Origin of the sequence: Vibrio sp. Y42_MX_L11 (assembly GCF_024181785.1) — a bacterium.
In the GTDB taxonomy this organism is placed as follows: domain Bacteria; phylum Pseudomonadota; class Gammaproteobacteria; order Enterobacterales; family Vibrionaceae; genus Vibrio; species Vibrio diabolicus.
This window is the reverse complement of the sequence record NZ_JAMZAP010000013.1, coordinates 18704-36676: the sequence shown is the minus strand read 5'-3', so window position 1 is coordinate 36676 and position 17973 is coordinate 18704. Positions and strand designations below refer to the sequence as shown.

The 17973-nt window shown below is 45.9% G+C and carries 14 protein-coding genes; 4 read left to right on the top strand and 10 right to left on the bottom strand.

Annotated features, from left to right (window positions below; genetic code table 11):
• Positions 1-135: 135 nt before the first annotated feature.
• Positions 136-2127, bottom strand: a complete 1992-nt coding sequence (tkt, locus tag NL643_RS14140; RefSeq protein WP_145472775.1) for a transketolase — start codon at positions 2125-2127, stop codon at positions 136-138.
• Positions 2128-2250: 123 nt separating this feature from the next.
• Positions 2251-3201: a transaldolase gene (tal, locus tag NL643_RS14135; protein WP_005396118.1), complete on the bottom strand. Its 951-nt coding sequence runs from the start codon at positions 3199-3201 to the stop codon at positions 2251-2253.
• Positions 3202-3666: 465 nt separating this feature from the next.
• Between tal and NL643_RS14130 the strand changes: the two genes are divergently transcribed.
• Together NL643_RS14130 and NL643_RS14125 are read left to right on the top strand one after the other, a co-directional pair.
• Positions 3667-4668, top strand: coding sequence for a sugar-binding transcriptional regulator (locus NL643_RS14130; protein WP_005396112.1), 1002 nt, complete (start codon positions 3667-3669; stop codon positions 4666-4668).
• A 131-nt stretch (positions 4669-4799) separates the two neighbouring features.
• Positions 4800-6092 (top strand): glycoside hydrolase family 18 protein, encoded by a 1293-nt coding sequence (locus NL643_RS14125; RefSeq protein WP_253644655.1) that lies wholly within the window; start codon positions 4800-4802, stop codon positions 6090-6092.
• Positions 6093-6117: 25 nt separating this feature from the next.
• On the opposite strand, the gene NL643_RS14120 is transcribed toward NL643_RS14125, so the two are convergent.
• The 7 genes from NL643_RS14120 to moeA all read right to left on the bottom strand — a co-directional run bounded on the left by NL643_RS14120 (position 6118) and on the right by moeA (position 14489).
• Positions 6118-8409: an EAL domain-containing protein gene (locus NL643_RS14120; RefSeq protein WP_253644654.1), complete on the bottom strand. Its 2292-nt coding sequence runs from the start codon at positions 8407-8409 to the stop codon at positions 6118-6120.
• A 21-nt stretch (positions 8410-8430) separates the two neighbouring features.
• Complete coding sequence (locus tag NL643_RS14115) at positions 8431-9261, bottom strand: sulfurtransferase (protein WP_253644653.1); 831 nt, start codon at positions 9259-9261, stop codon at positions 8431-8433.
• A gap of 39 nt (positions 9262-9300) precedes the next feature.
• Positions 9301-9597 carry a hypothetical protein gene (locus NL643_RS14110; protein WP_006741132.1) on the bottom strand — a complete coding sequence of 99 codons (297 nt, stop codon included), beginning with the start codon at positions 9595-9597 and terminating at the stop codon, positions 9301-9303.
• A gap of 140 nt (positions 9598-9737) precedes the next feature.
• Positions 9738-10187, bottom strand: a complete 450-nt coding sequence (locus NL643_RS14105) for a hypothetical protein (protein WP_253644652.1) — start codon at positions 10185-10187, stop codon at positions 9738-9740.
• Positions 10188-10197: 10 nt separating this feature from the next.
• Entirely contained in the window at positions 10198-12309 is a 2112-nt protein-coding gene (locus NL643_RS14100) for an LruC domain-containing protein (RefSeq protein ID WP_006741130.1), read from the bottom strand.
• A 185-nt stretch (positions 12310-12494) separates the two neighbouring features.
• Positions 12495-13244, bottom strand: coding sequence for a molybdopterin-synthase adenylyltransferase MoeB (gene moeB / locus NL643_RS14095; protein ID WP_104970560.1), 750 nt, complete (start codon positions 13242-13244; stop codon positions 12495-12497).
• Between the two features lie 9 nt (positions 13245-13253).
• Positions 13254-14489 carry a molybdopterin molybdotransferase MoeA gene (moeA, locus tag NL643_RS14090; protein WP_253644651.1) on the bottom strand — a complete coding sequence of 412 codons (1236 nt, stop codon included), beginning with the start codon at positions 14487-14489 and terminating at the stop codon, positions 13254-13256.
• Between the two features lie 287 nt (positions 14490-14776).
• On the opposite strand from moeA, the gene folE reads away from it, so the two are divergent.
• Together folE and NL643_RS14080 are read left to right on the top strand one after the other, a co-directional pair.
• Positions 14777-15430: a GTP cyclohydrolase I FolE gene (folE, locus tag NL643_RS14085; protein ID WP_006741127.1), complete on the top strand. Its 654-nt coding sequence runs from the start codon at positions 14777-14779 to the stop codon at positions 15428-15430.
• A gap of 275 nt (positions 15431-15705) precedes the next feature.
• Complete coding sequence (locus NL643_RS14080; RefSeq protein WP_006741126.1) at positions 15706-16944, top strand: NRAMP family divalent metal transporter; 1239 nt, start codon at positions 15706-15708, stop codon at positions 16942-16944.
• Positions 16945-16991: 47 nt separating this feature from the next.
• Here NL643_RS14080 and NL643_RS14075 read toward each other — a convergent pair whose 3' ends face one another.
• Positions 16992-17939 carry a TDT family transporter gene (locus tag NL643_RS14075; RefSeq protein ID WP_253644650.1) on the bottom strand — a complete coding sequence of 316 codons (948 nt, stop codon included), beginning with the start codon at positions 17937-17939 and terminating at the stop codon, positions 16992-16994.
• Between the last annotated feature and the right edge of the window lie 34 nt (positions 17940-17973).

Sequence of the window (17973 nt, the reverse complement as noted above, 5' to 3'; positions counted from 1 at the left end):
CGAAAGTCGTTGTGTTCACTTTCTGGCTGTGTTTATACAAATAGGGGCCAGATAAAAGAAAGCCCCGCCATTGCTGGCGGGGCTTTTCAGTTTTCACATTCGCAATAGAGAAAACTGATTATCTTTTTACTGCAATTACGCTAGTAGTTCTTTTGCTGTATTTACTACGTTTTCAGTAGTGAAACCGAACATTTTAAACAGTTCACCAGCAGGTGCAGATTCACCGAATGAAGTCATACCGATGATGCGACCGTCGAAGCCTACGTACTTGTACCAGAAGTCAGCAATACCTGCTTCGATAGCGATACGAGCTGTTACGTCTGATGGTAGAACGGCTTCACGGTAAGCGGCGTCTTGCTTGTCAAATGCATCTGTTGATGGCATTGAAACAACGCGTACTTTCTTACCTTCAGCAGTTAGCTGTGCTGCTGCTTCTACTGCTAGTTCAACTTCAGAACCTGTTGCGATAAGGATTAGCTCTGGCTTGCCTTCGCAATCTTTCAGGATGTAACCACCTTTCGCGATGTTTGCTAATTGCTCCGCATCACGCTCTTGTTGCGCTAGGTTCTGACGAGAGAAGATAAGCGCAGTTGGTGCATCTTTACGTTCAATCGCTAGTTTCCAAGCCACTGCTGATTCAACTTGGTCACATGGACGCCATGTGCTCATGTTTGGCGTTAGACGTAGCGATGCCATTTGCTCAACCGGTTGGTGAGTTGGGCCATCTTCGCCAAGACCGATAGAATCGTGCGTGTACACTTGGATGTTCTGAATCTTCATCAGAGCCGCCATACGCATTGCGTTACGAGCATATTCCATGAACATTAGGAATGTCGCGCCGTAAGGAACGAAACCACCGTGTAGCGCAATACCGTTCATGATCGCCGTCATACCGAATTCACGTACACCGTAGTGGATGTAGTTACCAGAGAAGTCGCTTGCTTCTAGAGACTTAGAACCAGACCACATGGTTAGGTTAGAAGGCGCTAGATCAGCAGAACCGCCCATGAACTCAGGTAGTAGAGCACCAAATGCTTCTAGAGCATTTTGAGACGCTTTACGTGACGCAATGTTTGCTGGGTTTGCTTGAAGATCGGCAATGATTTGGCTTGCTTTCTCTTCCCACTGTGCAGGAAGCTCACCGTTTACGCGGCGTTTAAATTCAGCTGCCAGCTCAGGGTACGCTGCTTCATAAGCTGCAAATTTCTCGTTCCACGCTGCTTCCTTAGCTGCGCCTGTTTCTTTCGCTGACCATTCTGCGTAGACTTCTTGCGGAATTTCAAAAGGACCGTGCTCCCAACCTAGTTCTTTGCGTGTTGCTGCGATTTCTTCTGCACCTAGTGGTGCACCGTGACAATCGTGTGAACCAGATTTGTTTGGTGAACCAAAACCGATGATTGTCTTAGTACAGATAAGTGTAGGGCGAGGATCCGCTTTCGCCGCTTCGATTGCTGCGTTGATCGCTTCAGAATCGTGACCGTCTACTGCTGGGATTACGTGCCAGCCGTACGCTTCAAAACGCTTAGGCGTGTCGTCAGAGAACCAACCTTCAACGTGACCGTCGATAGAGATGCCGTTGTCATCCCAGAATGCGATCAGTTTGCCTAGACCTAGTGTACCAGCCAGAGAGCATGCCTCGTGCGAGATACCTTCCATCAGACAGCCGTCGCCCATGAACACGTAAGTAAAGTGGTCAACGATGTCGTGGCCTTCTTTGTTGAACTGTGCTGCTAGCGCTTTCTCAGCTAGAGCCATACCAACCGCGTTAGTGATGCCTTGACCTAGAGGACCCGTTGTGGTCTCGATACCAGGCGCGTAGCCGTACTCTGGGTGACCTGGAGTCTTAGAGTGAAGCTGACGGAAGTTTTTCAGATCATCGATAGATAGCTCGTAACCGCTCAAGTGCAGTAGAGAGTAAATTAGCATTGAGCCGTGGCCGTTAGACAGTACGAAACGGTCGCGGTCGGCCCACTCTGGGTTTGATGGGTTGTGGTTTAGGTGAGAGCGCCAAAGAACTTCAGCGATATCAGCCATGCCCATAGGTGCACCTGGGTGACCAGAGTTAGCTTGTTGAACACCATCCATGCTTAGCGCACGAATTGCATTTGCTAGATATTTACGATCCATAGTGATTACTTCTCGATAAGGGTTTGAATAGAGGGAACTCGTCGAAACAAGTTCAAATAGAAAATCTTGAATAAGCGCTGATGGTAAAAGCGAGTAGACGGGCTACTCGCTTTTGGTAAGCAATTAAAGCTTAGCTTCGATCATCGCTTCTAGTTTACCTTGGTCAACGGCGAAGTTGCGGATGCCTTCAGCCAGTTTCTCAACCGCCATTGGGTCTTGGTTGTGTTCCCATAGGAACTCAGAATGAGTCATTGGTGCAGGACGCTCAGCTGCGCCTTTAGAATCAACTAGCTTCTCAACCACTTCACCTTCTGCAGCTTCTAATTCTGCAAGTAGAGCAGGAGCGATAGTTAGACGGTCACAGCCAGCCAGTTCTAGGATCTCACCGATGTTACGGAAGCTTGCGCCCATTACTACCGTTTTGTAGCCGTACTCTTTGTAGTAGTTGTAGATCTTAGTTACAGACAGTACGCCTGGATCTTCTGAAGCTTCGAAGTCACGGCCTTCTTTCGCTTTGTACCAGTCCATAATACGGCCAACGAATGGAGAGATTAGGAATACGCCAGCTTCTGCACAAGCACGCGCTTGAGCGAATGAGAATAGAAGCGTTAGGTTACAGTTGATGCCTTCTTTCTCTAGGATTTCTGCTGCGCGGATACCTTCCCAAGTAGACGCTAGTTTGATAAGGATGCGGTCGTTAGTGATGCCTGCATCGTTGTACATTTTCACTAGTTGGCGTGCTTTCGCTACGCTGCCTTCCATATCGTAAGATAGGCGAGCATCAACTTCTGTAGAGATACGACCTGGAATAGTTTTTAGGATTTCTTTACCGATGTTTACTGCAAGCATGTCACAAGTGTCTTGAACTTGTTGAGCTTTGTCGTTGCTCTGTGCTTTAGCATATTCGATTGAAGCATCGATTAGAGGTGCGTACTCTGCGATTTGAGCGGCTTTCAGGATAAGAGAAGGGTTAGTTGTTGCGTCTTCTGGTTGATACTTTTTGATTGCATCAATTTCGCCAGTGTCTGCTACTACAGTCGTTAGTTTACGAAGTTGCTCTAACTTGTTGCTCATAATCGATCATCCTATTTAAATGGGCTTAAGCGTGATTTTTTTATCACAGCTTGTGCATTTGCAAGCGAGTTAGCTAATCGTCTCATCGCATTTAATGAGACATCTGCTCAGCCAACTACGGAAAATTTCGTTACCGAACAAATGCCATGAACATTTGATCGATAGCTGAGTAAATGATGTGTCCATATTTATCCTATCTATGCTGAAAGTCAATTGCTGAAATCGACTTATAGTGAACTTCATCAACGTTTTTTTACTGTGTGTTTAGTGGTTAACCCAAATAAACGTTTGCCCTTATTGTTCAAAGCTTGAGCTTTGTACGCTAGGGTAAAAAATTGTAGTGAGAAAATGTTATTGCGATGAGCAAATGTAGCGTTTAAATTGATAAAGAACATATGCTAAGTCAATGAGCATATGCTCACTTATTGCATACAATATCGATCCTCTTAAAGGGCGAGAGAAACCATGAGCAGTTCTAACCAAGATATTTCCATTGAAAACACGGATTTGTTGACAGAGATTTCCGTCGCGTATTATCAAGACGGTGCGACTCAGGAAGAGATATCGAGAAAATTTGCCATATCACGCGCAAAGGTCGGGCGAATGCTCAAGCAGGCGCGTGATGAAGGCATCGTTGAAATCACCGTTAAATACCACCCGGTGTTTAGCGCCAAGATTGAGCAACGTTTGATCGAGCGATTCGGCGTTAAGCGTGCGCTTGTCGCTCTTGATCAGCCAAATGAAGAGGCACAGCGACTACAGGTGTCGGGATTGGTGTCCAATTATCTCACCAGCACGCTTAAAAACGGCATGGTGGTGACCGTTGGACAAGGGCGCAACGTGTCGTCCGTCGCTCACCATATTGGTGTTATTACGCCGCGTGACTGTAAATTTGTATGTGGTATCGGCGGTATTCACCCACGTGGTGGTATGTATAACGCCGATCACATTTGTCGTCAGTTAGCGAAAAAGTACGGTGGAACGTCCGAAACTCTCTATGCGCCGGCTTATGCAGAGAACAGAGAACAGAAGTTGGCTTTCATGCAAAATGCAACCGTGAAACAAACGCTCGATTTGGCACGTAAAGCCGATGTCGCTTTGGTCGGTATTGGTGACATGAGCGAAAACAGTTACATGGTGGACTTAGGTTGGTTTACGCCTGATGAAGTGGTTCAGTCGAGACTTCAACAAGGCGTGGTCGGGGACTTTGCAGGTTATGATTTCTTTGATATTCACGGTAATGTTGCCAACACCGTAATGAGTGACCGAGTGATTGGCCTTGGTATTGAAGAGTTTCGCCCAATATCGGAAGTCATCGCGATTGCAGCGGAGAACAGCAAGCCGCTCGCCTTACTTGGAGCATTAAGAACCGGAGCGATAGACGTGATCGCCACGAGCGTCAGCAACGCATTAACGGTACTCAACTTAGATGAGCAAATGCACGGCAACGCGGCATCTGAGAGTTAGCACAAATAATATGCAACTTATGTAATCAGGCTGCGAGGAGTTATAAATGACTCGCAGCCTGATTTCGTTTTCAAGTTAAAAATATTCTCTAGGAGTAGCTTTAAATTTGTACATCTACTCTGGAGAACACAATGAAAAAGACACTTCTTGCTGCACTGATTATGGGGCTAACTGGTGCGGCGCACGCCGAGCAAAAAGTCGTAGCGGGTTACTTTGCGGATTGGCAGTATGCAAATGCAGAAAATCCATACATGGTGAACGATATTCCCGCCGATAAACTGACGCACGTGATTTACGCGTTTCTTAGTATGTGCGGCCCTCATACCGGTGCTTCTGAAACGGTACAAAAACTGGTTGCCGAACAATGTGAAGGAAAAGATCCGTATACGGCGATCATTGTCGATACCGAAGCAGCATTAGAAAAGGACTTTGGCGATGTCTCCGTTAACGTGCCATACAAAGGCCACTTCGCTCAACTTGCTGAAATGAAGAAACAACATCCTGATCTTAAAATTCTCCCTTCTTTTGGTGGTTGGACAATGTCCGAACCGTTCCATGCTATGGCGAAAAGCAAACAAGCGATGGATCAATTCTCAAAAACTGCCGTTAAGTTGATTGCTCAATATGATTTCTTTGATGGTATTGATCTGGATTGGGAATACCCAGGTGGTGGCGGTTTAACAACGTCGCCTTGGAACCCTGACACCAAGCTTTCTGATGAACAAAAAGCATCTGAGCGTGAGGCCTTTACCTATTTGGTAAAAACCATGCGTGCAGAGTTAGATGAACTCACAAATCAAACCAAACGTGAATACGAGCTCTCTACTGCTGTTGGCGTTGGTCCAAAAGCAGCAGGTATCGATTGGAAAGTCGCGGAGCCGTACCTAACTAACATGTTTGCAATGACGTATGACTTCCTTGGTGGTTGGGGGCAGCAAACCGGGCATACTACCAACTTGCATGCGACTGAGCGAAGCTGGTGGGGCATGGGCGCAGACGTGTTCATCAACCAGATGATCGAGCTGGGTATTCCAAGTGAGAAACTGGTGATTGGCGCTGCATTTTATGGGCGTGGCTGGCAAGGTACTAAAGACTTTTCGGGTGGCTTACCAACGCAAGATCTCGTATCCGAGCAAGGAGCGCAGTTTGGTACGGGTGAGAACGGCTATTTCATGTTCTGGGATTTAGTGAAGAACTATGGAGCGAAGCAGGGCTACGAGTACAAGTATGATGAGCAATCCCAAGCGCCGTACTTGTGGAATCCTGAAAAGAAAGTTTTTATCTCTTACGAAGATCAACGCTCGATCAAAGCCAAAGCAAATTGGGCGAAACAGGCGAACTTAGGTGGCATTTTTACTTGGGAATTGTCGGGCGACCCGAAAGGCGAGCTTGTTGAGGTGATGTACCAAGAAATGAATAAATAAAACCTTCTAAGCAAAGCGATCGTAATTATTCAACTACGGTTTCTTTGCTTTGGTTCTGCTTCGTAAAAGCGATCAAGTTTTCAAGCGATAAAGGTTTAGAGTAGAAGTAGCCCTGAATCAAATCACAACCGCAAGCTTTTAACTCATTCAGTTGTTGCAGCGTCTCTACTCCTTCAGCTAGTACTTTCATTTCAAAGTTTTTGCCGATAGAAATGATATTCTTAACCATATTCAGCGCTTTTTTGTCATGCTCAATGTGATCGACAAAGCTCTTGTCAATCTTCACCTCGTCAATAGGTAGCGTACGCAACATGCTTAATGAAGAGTAGCCAGTCCCGAAATCATCGAGCGAGATTTTAAAGCCAAGAGCATGCAAGCGCTCGCAAATTGGTGCGAACTTTTCAAGATCTTCAATAAACAGATTTTCGGTGATCTCTAGGGTAATCTTTGAACATTCGATGCCGCGCTTCTCAATAGCATTCATAAGATTAGTAATGAATTTGGCGTGAACAAACTGTTTGACCGAGATGTTAATAGACATCTGGATAGATGTATCAATATTACCAGTCAGTTTAGCCATATCTGTCAGGCTATTTTCAATGATTTGTTCACCAATACGAACCATCAACCCAGTGCTTTCTGCGACGGGAATAAATTCACTTGGTGGGACTAAGCCGAGCTCATCATCACTCCAACGAATAAGCGCTTCGACACCATAAATATCGCCTTCTAGGTTTAACTGAGGTTGATAAACCATATGAAGCGCTTGCTTATCTATCGCGAGCCTCAGGCGTTGCTCAATTTTCATTTTACGCAGGTGTGTAGCTTGCATCTGCTGATTGAACAGGCTGTATACGTTGCGTTGTTTTTTCGCTTGATACATCGCAATATCGGCTGACAGGAGCAGTTCATCTAATGTTTCACCATGGAGTGGATAGCAGGCAATACCAATACTGCAACTGAGCAGAAACTGACTGTCATTGACTTCGTAGGGTTCTGATAGCGCCTTTATTAAGTCGCTCGCTAGTCTTTTAACGCTTACTTCATCAATTCGATTTGTTAGAAAAATAAACTCGTCACTGGCTTCACGGATGATTAATCGGCCATCGTTAACAAAGGTGTTTAAGCGGATAGATATTTGTTTTAGAACTTCGTCGACAAAGTCATGACCATGTGTGTCGTTGACTGATTTGAAATTATCAATATCGATAAACATCAAAGAAAAAGGGTTCCCTTTCCCAGAAAGCCAGTGTCGAATGTTTGCGCGTAGGTACTCTCGGTTTGGTAATCCAGTGAGATGATCGTGGTTCGCTTGATAGAGCAAACGCAGTTTTGTTTTATGTTCATTGTTCGCAATAGAGCGGAATAAAGCGTAAAAAGCACCTTGGACGATAAGAAAAACAATCGAGTACAGTGCAAACTGTTCGTAAAATCCGCGCTTAATAAAATTCAAATCTGTCGAGGAAGAGGCCCAAAGATGATAATCAGGAAGGTATCTCAATGTGATTAACTCACTCAGGCGAGAATTGTCGACAACAATATTTAGCGCTCGTGTGAGCTCTTTTAGTTGCGCCATATCCCAGCCTGAATCTTTTGTGATTTGAGCCATAACGGCTTTTATATCTAAATCATTGGCAGGTTTTAGGTAATCTTCTAGGGTTGTATCTTCTGACGAGCTAAAAGTAAGGTAGCCATCACTGCGGATCAATGTGACCCGATTGTGCTCATTAGCATGAATGTCGTTACGAAAAACCGAAGATGAATTCATATTAAAGCCAGCTGTCATCACTGCTTGTACAACACCATCTTTATTTGGAATTGCTTTTCGGATCGGAATCACAAGTGAATCTTGAGCTGGCATAAAATACGTTCGACCTATAATCATTCGGTCGGAGTTGAGCGCTGCCAAAAAGGTATCACGAGTCAGTGGATCTTGTTTTAGATTATGCAGCTTTGCCAAGATCAAATTGGAGCTTACGGCGATGTAGTCTCCATCGGGGTTAGTTAGGCCGAACCCAATAATCGCCGGATGGATACTGAGTAGTTTGTCCAGCATCGGGCGAGTTTGAACTGCTGCTGTACGAGTAAAGTCATTTCTCTCGACCAACTGATGACCAATGACTTCAAGTAACGATTCTTGTCCTTTCAGAAGTGATTCGACAGAAGAGGCAAACAGCTCCAATTGTAGGAGCTGCTTATCTTTGTACTTATTCAGGGTTGACTCATAATGGTAGCGGCCAAACAACACGAACAGCACGGCACTTATCGTAAGTAGCGCCATGTATAGTGTCCAAATGTTCTTCTTTAACCTGACCATGCCGCTTCGATAGCTCCTAGATTAGCGAGTAATGGGTAATGAGTGGTCTGCGCCCCATTCTGTCCATGACCCGTCATAGACCGATAAATCACGCCAACCTAACTGGTATGCTGCTAGCAGCAAAATACAGGCCGTTACACCTGAGCCACAACTGAAAATGATTGATTTATCATTATATAACGTTAGTGCACTAAATGCTTGTTTCAATTCCGAGTCTGCCTTTATAAAGCCATTACTCAATAATGTTTGGAAAGGGAGGCAAACAGAATTAGGAATATGACCAGAACGCAGTCCCTCCCTTGGCTCGGGTACCTCGCCTAAAAAACGTGCACGTGAGCGAGCGTCAACAATGTTTGCACTGCAATTGTTTGAGTACTCTAATATTGCATTTGCGTCCAAAAAAGCATGTTTATTTAATTTCCCGGTAAAGTTTCCAAGCTGCTTAGCTTCTGACAAGACATCCGTGACAGGCAGTCCAGCCTCAATCCAAGCCGGGAGGCCACCATTAAGCACTTTGACATTATTGTGCCCCATTGCCTTAAACATCCACCATGCGCGCGGAGAGGCGAGTGTTCCTGAGTTGTCATAAACAACAATAAGGTCTTCGTTGTTCAGGCCAAGTTTCTGAGCGCTGTTATTAAATCCTTCTTCTGTTGGCATCATATGAGGGAGATTGGTATCTGGGAGACAAAAGTCATTGTCGTAGTCGAAACGCAATGAGCCTGGAATCCACTTATTGGCGATCTTTTTCCCTTCGGAAGGAATTTGAAAACGAATACTCGCGTCTAGAAGTTTTACATTCGGTTGGTCTAATAAAGCATGAAGCTCTTTGGCATCGATCAATGCTTGCATGGTTAAATCCTTCTTATTTGGGAAGTCCGCACAGTAGCTTTACTCACAGCGAATGAATGAAAGGGATGAGTCAAGACTTGAGCGGGATGCTTGGTGGAACAACGCAATAGAGCCCACTGGACAAGATGCGGACACTGGAACCGTCACTCGTTGTTGCTCTATCTCAGGTGAATTAATAGTGAGGTACCGACGTTGACCATCAAGGGACTGAGTTAAAGTGTTGCTAATGACGGTGGCTGAAACCGTGTTCTCATCCGTCTGCTTAATGAGCAACAAGAGCACAAGTAGGGCAATGAAACCGCTGAAGACCAACATATAGGTTTTGGGATTATCCAATTTGCGCTCCATTGCTATTGTTTCAAGTAATCATTTTGTTTTACAACAAAAAAATCGCATGTTCAAAGAACGATGCGATTTTGTCTTAAAACCTGTGGCTTGCGCCAGTCCCGAGTATCAATGCTCACCAATAGAGCATCTTACATGCGCCATGTCGCATTTCCGGTTGAGACGACTTTTTGCAGAGGTTCTGAGCCATCGTAGAACCAAATTTCGATTAACAGGTTATCTTGGCTATCCGAGGTGGAGAAGTCTAAGTTAGCTTTCCCACTCGTCAGCGCAGCAGAAGCAACATTGCTCGAATATTTCGCTTGGTAGGTTCCAGAGGCATCTTCACGGTACTCCTTATAAATGCTCAGATGTGCGCGCTGTAAAGAGTAACCACTAATATCTACCGCAAGTGAGCTTTCTAACCTTGGGTCATAATCGAACCCATCTGGTACGTCTAAATTTTGCATGCTTGGCTCTTCAACAATAACGGTAGTTTGAGCTGGAGGGGGAGTAGCGTTATCGTTGCTTTTGTCTCCACCGCCGCCACCGCCGCAGGCTGTTAACGCTAATCCCATGATGATTGTGATTAAGTTTTTCATGATGTTTCTCCTATGGAATGTAACGTTTGTTTGCTTTAGGTTGGGTATGCCAGTTTGCTCCTTCTCGCCCACCAGACTCGGCGTAGGTGGCAAACTCTGGGTAAGCGTCAACTAAGTCAACTTTCTCTAGCGGCCAATTCCACTCTTCGACGATAAGCAATGCCCAAGGGAGGTTGTTCGCTGTTTTGAAGTACACGCCTCGAGCCGGGTCACTTGCGTCTACGCCCACGCCATATAGGTTTGCGTCATCAAACTGCTCAGTTGGTGCTTGGTCTGGCAAATGTACTTCCCATTTTCTACCTGGTTGAAAGGTGATGCCATCGCCGTGATATGTATTGGGGGTGGCAAAGATAAATGGGTCATAAGGCATGGCCTGTAGCGCTGAGCGGTCGGCTCCTTCCTTAAAGTAGATGGTCAGTGTGAAAGACAACGCGACGTTATCATTACAACCCGTTTGGGTTCGAAAATACGCACATTGACTTTGCGCATACTGACTGAGGTCGTCACTGATAATGAAGATGGCTTCTTCTGATATCGCTTCTAGACCGTTGGTCGGTTGTTCTTTGCCATTAAACGTTAGCTTTGTTAAGCCGTTTTCAATGCTTGCTTTCGAAACGCCAGGTAGACGAATAGCAAAGCCATTTTTATAGCCAGCCCCATAGGCGGCCAGATCTCCGCTAATTTGGATATTTTCCACCGTGCCGTCCATACGTGTTTCAGTCATACGGAACTTAATTACAACGTCATTCATGTCGTAGTCAGCGGTGTAAGGCCAGTTGTCTTCATACGCGACCGTTGCGTAGGAATCGGCACTTGGGAAGTGTTGTACGGATACGCCGTTTTCAGTGATTGTGATTGGGTAATCTTCTACTTCACCTGATGTTGATCCGCCATCGAAGTTCAGACCAGTTTGTTGGCTAAAGCGGAATCGGCTCCAGCTAGGACCTGCGGTTGCCAGTTCAGAGACGACAAATGGAAGCGTATTGCTGCCTGCAGAGAGTAACTCATCGGTGAATACTTGCTCACCTTCGTCAGCAAAGTCACCATCTCGGTTCCAGTCAAACCAAGCTGACAAGTAGCCGGATGTTGATGCAGTTACGCTCACTAGTGAACTTAACCCTGGGTCGAGTGCGGCAACAAAGCCGACGCCATCTTCATCTGCTGTACCAACTTTGTTATCTCCAGACGGAGCCACTTGTCCATCGGCATCACCATCTGGCGCAATTGTGCCAAGCCAAGTTACACCATCAACAGCGTGGCGTGGTCCGTTAGAAGAGAGCAAGGTAGCGTAAGTGTCAGGTGCGTCACCAAAGTCAATTGGCTCGTCTTCGTCAATAACAGGAGCGTTCGCGCATCGGGCACCGTCATTTTGGCTGGAACTTGGACCGTTAGACACAAACTCTACAGCAGGAACAATGCCCGCAGCGATATTGGCGGCATTATTTTCTGATAAGTCGACGCGATAAATTTTGCCGTCCTGGTTACGCGATACGTAGTAGTTTCCGTTTACATCAAAGTAGCCTGCACCAAAGGTACCCGTTTCCCCTGTATTGCCGATCGCGGTTGCTTGGCCTGTTTTTGTATCGAATTTATACAATACGCCAGACCCATTATCGATACCATAGAGCGCGCCGTCGCCAGGGTGGAACGCAAAATCGGTTAAACTCACACTTGCATTTGATGTGATTTTATTCAGGGTTAAGGTAGCATTTGGGTCCGTATCTAACGGCGACAGATCAATGGAAAACAGCCCTTTACCTTTGCGATACAAGTAGTATACGTGGTTGTACACGTCGCCGACAAAAAACGTATGGCTAGGAAGCCCTTGTACGTTGAGAGTTTCTGCTTGAAAGTCCTGGCCTAAACGTACGATTTTCAAGTTGGTTGTATCGTAACCATAGATGTATCGATCAGTGAAGTTGAAACCGACGCCGTTAATACCAGATGCTAAGCCCACATCGTCGGTCAGTAACTTGGTTGATCCGGTAACCAGATTAACGCCGTAAACTTGCACTGGGGTCGATTGGAATAAATATGCTTTGCTCGGACAAGTGTCGAATGGCGCTGCGCTTACGTATGCGCTTGCGAACAGAGATCCAAGTAATAGTGATGTCCTTTTCATGATTCGCCCTCTCATTGGTTTGTATGATATGCAATGAAAGGAATGTGCCAGTTTTTAACTTACTGTTTATAATGAATTTTATATCGGTAAGTTATTTGGTTCGAAATATGAATCTCAGAATAAGAAAAAGCTCAACGTTACGTTGAGCTTTTTGAGAATCTTCATTGATAAGCTGACAGCGTTACTTAGCCACAAACAGGGCAGGTCGGCATTTTCATCAAATTCATTTCCCGCCAGGACATGCTAAACGCATCGAGAATGAGGAGCTTCCCTTTTTTGGGTTGGCCGTAATTTGCAATCACCTTGATGGTTTCCATCGCTTGTACAGCGCCAACAATACCCACAACAGGCGCCATTACGCCAGCTTCAACGCAACTTAATGCACTGCTGCCGAATAGCGCGCTCAAACACTGATAGCATGGTTGAGTTGGGTCGTCGTACGTAAACACACTCACTTGGCCTTCCATACGAATGGCTGCACCAGAAATAAGCGGTGTTTTTGTTGCAAAGCAGAGTCGGTTGAGTTGATTGCGAGTGTCGACGTTATCTGAAGCATCGACCACCACAGTGTGTTGTTCAATCAAAGCTTGAAGCTGAGTGTCGTCAAGGCGTTTAGCTACGGTGTTTACTTCGATATGAGGATTAAGTTCCCGCAATGCATCCGCCGCGGAGTCAACCTTTTTACGGCCAATATCGGCGTCGTGGTGCAATACTTGGCGTTGTAAATTGGAGAGCTCAACAATATCGTCATCGATAAAAGTAATATTGCCAACACCAGCCGTGGCAAGGTATTGGCTAGAAGCGCAACCTAAACCGCCAGCACCCAAAATAAGCACTGAGCTTTGTTTGAGAGCTTCTTGCCCTTCGAAATCGAACTGGCGAAGAATGATCTGGCGGTTATAGCGCAGCATCTCCTGATCGGAAAGAATATCCACGGTACGTTCCTAGTATAACGTTGAGTTAAACAGTTGGATTTGAACCGTTTCGCCAACTTCCACACGGCCACGTTCACGTTCCAATACAACAAAGCAGTTTGCCAAACTCATTGAGCGAAAGGCTCCTGAACTTTGGTTGCCAGTGGTTTCAACGACAAATTTACCGTTTTCTAGAGTATAGATACCGCGTTGGTAGTCTGTACGTCCCGGCGCTTTCTTAAATGCGGTTTTAGTCGTCGCAGGGATAGACTCAGGCGCTTTCCATTCAGTATGGCCTGCCAATTTAGCCAACATTGGTTGAACAAGTACGTACATTGTTAGCACCGCAGATACAGGGTTACCTGGTAGCCCACAGAACCAAGCAGTACTTAACTTGCCAAATGCGAAAGGTTTACCCGGCTTGATTGCCAGTTTCCAGAAACCGATTTCGCCAAGTTCTTCAAGAATGTCTTTGGTGTAATCTGCTTCACCAACGCTGACGCCGCCAGACGTTACAACTACATCCGCGAGGGTTTGTGCTTTTTCGAATGTTGCTTTTAGTGTTTCTGGGCAGTCAGGGATAATGCCAAGATCAATCGCTTCACAGCCAAAGTTTTCGATTAACGGCTTAATACCGTAACGATTACTGTCGTAGATTTGACCCGCCTTGAGTGGCTCACCCAATGGTTTAAGTTCATCACCTGTGGAGAAAAATGCCACCTTTGGCTTACGCACGACGGTGACATGGCTGACACCAAGAGAGGCAATCATTGGAATATCGCGCGGTGTCAGGCGCGCGCCTTTTGCCAATACAATATCCCCTTGCTTGATGTCGTCACCCGTAGGGCGGATGTTATTTTGCGGCTTCACATCCGTTTGGTTGAACTGAATACCAGCGTCGGTCACTTCCGTATTTTCTTGCATGATAATGGCATCACAGCCTTCCGGAATTTTCGCGCCAGTCATGATTCGAACACAAGTGCCTGCCGGCCATTCACCCTCAAAAGGCTGACCTGCGAAGGATTTACCTGCCAGAGGCAACACTGTAGACACTTCTAGGTCTTGAATACGAATGGCATAACCGTCCATTGCTGAATTGTCGAAAGGGGGTACGTGAATTGGCGATAAAATATCTTCAGCCAGCACAAAACCCAGAGCGTCAGCAATAGGAAGAGAAAGTGTCGTTTGGATAGGTTTGATTCGCGATAGCATCTTATCCATCGCTTCTTCAATTGGCATCAAGCCAGGTGCGTCGCAGCAGCCCATTGAGATAATCCTATGTTCTTTTGTTTTGTGGCAACTCTACCATAAAAGGGGACCGAGTAAGAATGTCCACCTATAAAATATGGGTGTAATTATTCAAAAATCCGAGTATCCTTGTCACCCATCCGAAAGGGGTAAAGTTCCTACGGAGCATGAGAAAATAGCTCAGTGTATTCTTGTTATGTGCCTTGGCGTTATAAACATCGGACTGAGCGACTTTAACGCTACGGGATGAAAACACGGCAATTGTATTTCACACCGAGAGTGGTAGTTACAAAAGAGGAAGTGAAATGTCAGGTCTTAGCGAGTCAGCAAAGTTAGTGAAAGAAGCGCTAGAGCAACGCGGGTTAGAAACACCAATGCGCCCTAATGCCGTTAGCCGTGAAGAGAAGAAGGAAAAGATTGAATACCACATGCGTGAGATTCTTGGTCTGCTTCAGCTCGACCTTACGGATGATAGCTTAGAGGAAACGCCACACCGCATTGCAAAAATGTACGTGGACGAGATTTTCTCTGGCTTGGATTACTCCAACTTCCCCAAGATCACAGTTATCGAAAACAAGATGAACGTGAGCGAAATGGTTCGCGTGAAAGACATTACTGTGACCAGTACGTGCGAACACCACCTTGTGACAATCGACGGTAAAGCCGCTGTTGCTTATATTCCTCGCGGTAAGATCATTGGCCTGTCTAAGATCAACCGTATTGTTCGTTTCTTTGCGCAACGCCCTCAAGTCCAAGAGCGTATGACCCAGCAAATCCTTGTTGCTTTGCAAACATTGCTTGAGTCTGACGATGTAGCGGTGACTATCGACGCGACGCATTACTGTGTGAAATCACGCGGTGTGATGGATGCCACCAGTGAAACCACGACTACAGCGTTAGGTGGTATTTTTAAGAGCAACCCAGCGACCCGTGCTGAATTTCTGCATGGCCTGCGTTAATCAAATCGACAAATAAAATTGAGAGAGGATGGCGAGTTGCCATCCTTTTTTATATCTTTTATATCCAAATCATCGTCAAGTGAGCCGCAATAAATAGTAATTATGCAATTGTGTATTGACAGTCACATTCGTTGCTCTTAATATATGCGCCCAATGAACGGTTGCAACTTGTAATCGTTTGTTTTAAAAAGAGATATTTCTCTAAGTTCAGCTGATCTCGGTCAGTTGTCTTTCTATTTTCTAATAATAGAAAGACAACAAATTTGGGACTCGGCATGACTACACAAAGCACTATCAGCACCTCCTCTATTTCAGCTCCAGTTACAGAAAGCAGTTGGCAAAAGAAAGCCATGCTCAGTGTCGCTTTTTTGATGGCGACAACCTCTGTGGGTCCCGGCTTTTTAACTCAAACCGCAGTCTTCACAAATATCTACAAAGTCGACATGGCATTTCCAGTTTTGGCTTCCATTTTTATCACGTTTGGTATTGTGATGAACTTGTGGCGTATTGTCGGCGTTTCTGGCATGCGAATCCAAGACATTGCGAACAAAGTGGCACCCGGCATGGGTTATGGTGTTGGTATTCTCCTTGCGCTTGGTGCAGTGGCGTTTAACTTTGGCAACGTGAGTGGCGCAGCGTTAGGCATCAATGTGCTAACGGGCGTGGACACAACATGGGGCGCACTGTTTACCGGTGTCGTTGGCTGTTTGTTGTTTGTGGTTCATAACGCCTCCAAACGAATGGACCAAATGGCCCGCTACCTTGGCTTGTTCATGATCGTTCTGATCGCATACGTGGCTATGACGAGCTTACCTCCGATGGGAGAGACACTAAGTGCAGCGGTGATGCCTATGGATGTTGGTAGTTTGCTTCTGCCTACGTTGACTATCGTTGGCGGTGCAGTTGGCGGTTACTACACGGGTGCACAACGCCTAGTAGACATCGGCTTGAAAGGCAAAGAGAACGTGCCTTCCATCACCTCAACAGCGTGGGCTGGTATTTCTATCGCGGTGGTTATTCGAATCCTACTGTTTTTGGCGGTGTTTGGCGTTATCGCGACAGGCGCAACGCTGGATACGGCTAACCCTGCGGCGGATGCTTTCCGTCAAGGTGCTGGCCAGCTTGGTTACTTCATCTTTGGCTTAGTACTGTTTGTAGCTTCCATCACGTCTGTGGTTGGCAACTCTTACATGGCTATATCATTAATTAAGACGCTTTTCCCAGTTGTGGCGCGAAACGAGAAAGCGTGGTGTGTTGGTTTCATTATCCTAACCTCGCTAGGCACGGTAACCATGGACATGCCAATTCTTCTTTTGATGCTAGCGGGCCTAGTGAACAGCATTATTCTTCCTATCGTTTTGGGCACTGTATTGGTTGCGACAAAACGCAAAGATATCGTCGGTGACTACCAACACCCAATGTACTTAACGCTAACTGGAGCAGCGATTGTTATCGTAATGGCGGCATCGAGTTTGACTAACATTGGGAACTTCATGGCGAAGTTTGCGGGTTGATGTCTTATTGATAGAGATAAACAGCGGCCTCAGATGAGGCCGTTTTTTTATGCTTGTTTAGAGGGCGACTTAACGATTTCTGGCCAATACATTTTGATGTAACCTGCCGATACCCAAACCACCAACATAGTCGCAATGCTGAGCTCTAAAAAGCCAAAATCGTGTAGCCAGTGCCAATGTGGGTGCGATTCGGCAAAAAAGGAGGTTAAGCGGTGCATCGCAATGGCACTGATCACGGAAGGAAAGGTTACCGCCGCGATAGAAGGTTGAAACTTCAATCGAAGTAAGCGGAAGTAACACAGGTAGATCAATAACGTCATTGTGATAGCAATCCCTGCTAATGCGCCCGTCAGTATCGGATCGGGAAGGGGAAAGTTCACCAAGTATGCCGCCAATGACAAGTTTACCGGTGCGGCCATAATTGCGAGGGTCGGCCTGGCTCGTCTCGGCAGAGATCCGAAAAACACCAAACGATAGAGCACCAGCGGTAACATAAAGAAATAAATGCCAATGCACATCATCGCTAAGGTTTCAGAGAATAGGTTGTGACCCAATTGGGAGCCTGCTAATGAGCTGCTGATCAGTCCCACTGGATAGAGAAACCAGCTAGGTACGATATTCGACATTTTGAAGTTCATTAGCTGAAAGCTAAAAAACAGTACCATCATAGTAAAATGCAGCAAAAGTGCCATAAACCAGAGTGGATAAGCAATGATTGGCGCTACAGAAGCAAGATAATCTGCAAGGATCAGTAACGCCATACTCATGGGTGCCATTAAGCTACCGCTCAATGGGTGACGAATGTCGACCATAAATAATCGTGGATTCGTGGCATATTTTATCAGCACAGGGGCGAGTAAAAGTGCGCCGAGTGACGCTAAAAATGGGCGTATTGGTTCACCAATTTCAGGGACATAGAGTGCCCAAGCTTGTCCTAAACCTATCATACCTAGCGCTAACGCGGCTTGAGACGGCGGAACGCTATAAAACTGCACAAGTCTTCTCCAGTTCAAATCTACTCCATTTGAT

Coding starts and splice junctions, on each gene's coding strand:
- NL643_RS14120 (WP_253644654.1), bottom strand. CDS start 8,409: ATGGTCAGGTTAAAGAAGAACATTTGGACACTATACATGGCGCTACTT.
- tkt (WP_145472775.1), bottom strand. CDS start 2,127: ATGGATCGTAAATATCTAGCAAATGCAATTCGTGCGCTAAGCATGGAT.
- NL643_RS14130 (WP_005396112.1), top strand. CDS start 3,667: ATGAGCAGTTCTAACCAAGATATTTCCATTGAAAACACGGATTTGTTG.
- NL643_RS14100 (WP_006741130.1), bottom strand. CDS start 12,309: ATGAAAAGGACATCACTATTACTTGGATCTCTGTTCGCAAGCGCATAC.
- NL643_RS14080 (WP_006741126.1), top strand. CDS start 15,706: ATGACTACACAAAGCACTATCAGCACCTCCTCTATTTCAGCTCCAGTT.
- folE (WP_006741127.1), top strand. CDS start 14,777: ATGTCAGGTCTTAGCGAGTCAGCAAAGTTAGTGAAAGAAGCGCTAGAG.
- tal (WP_005396118.1), bottom strand. CDS start 3,201: ATGAGCAACAAGTTAGAGCAACTTCGTAAACTAACGACTGTAGTAGCA.
- NL643_RS14115 (WP_253644653.1), bottom strand. CDS start 9,261: ATGCAAGCATTGATCGATGCCAAAGAGCTTCATGCTTTATTAGACCAA.
- NL643_RS14105 (WP_253644652.1), bottom strand. CDS start 10,187: ATGAAAAACTTAATCACAATCATCATGGGATTAGCGTTAACAGCCTGC.
- NL643_RS14125 (WP_253644655.1), top strand. CDS start 4,800: ATGAAAAAGACACTTCTTGCTGCACTGATTATGGGGCTAACTGGTGCG.
- moeA (WP_253644651.1), bottom strand. CDS start 14,489: ATGGGCTGCTGCGACGCACCTGGCTTGATGCCAATTGAAGAAGCGATG.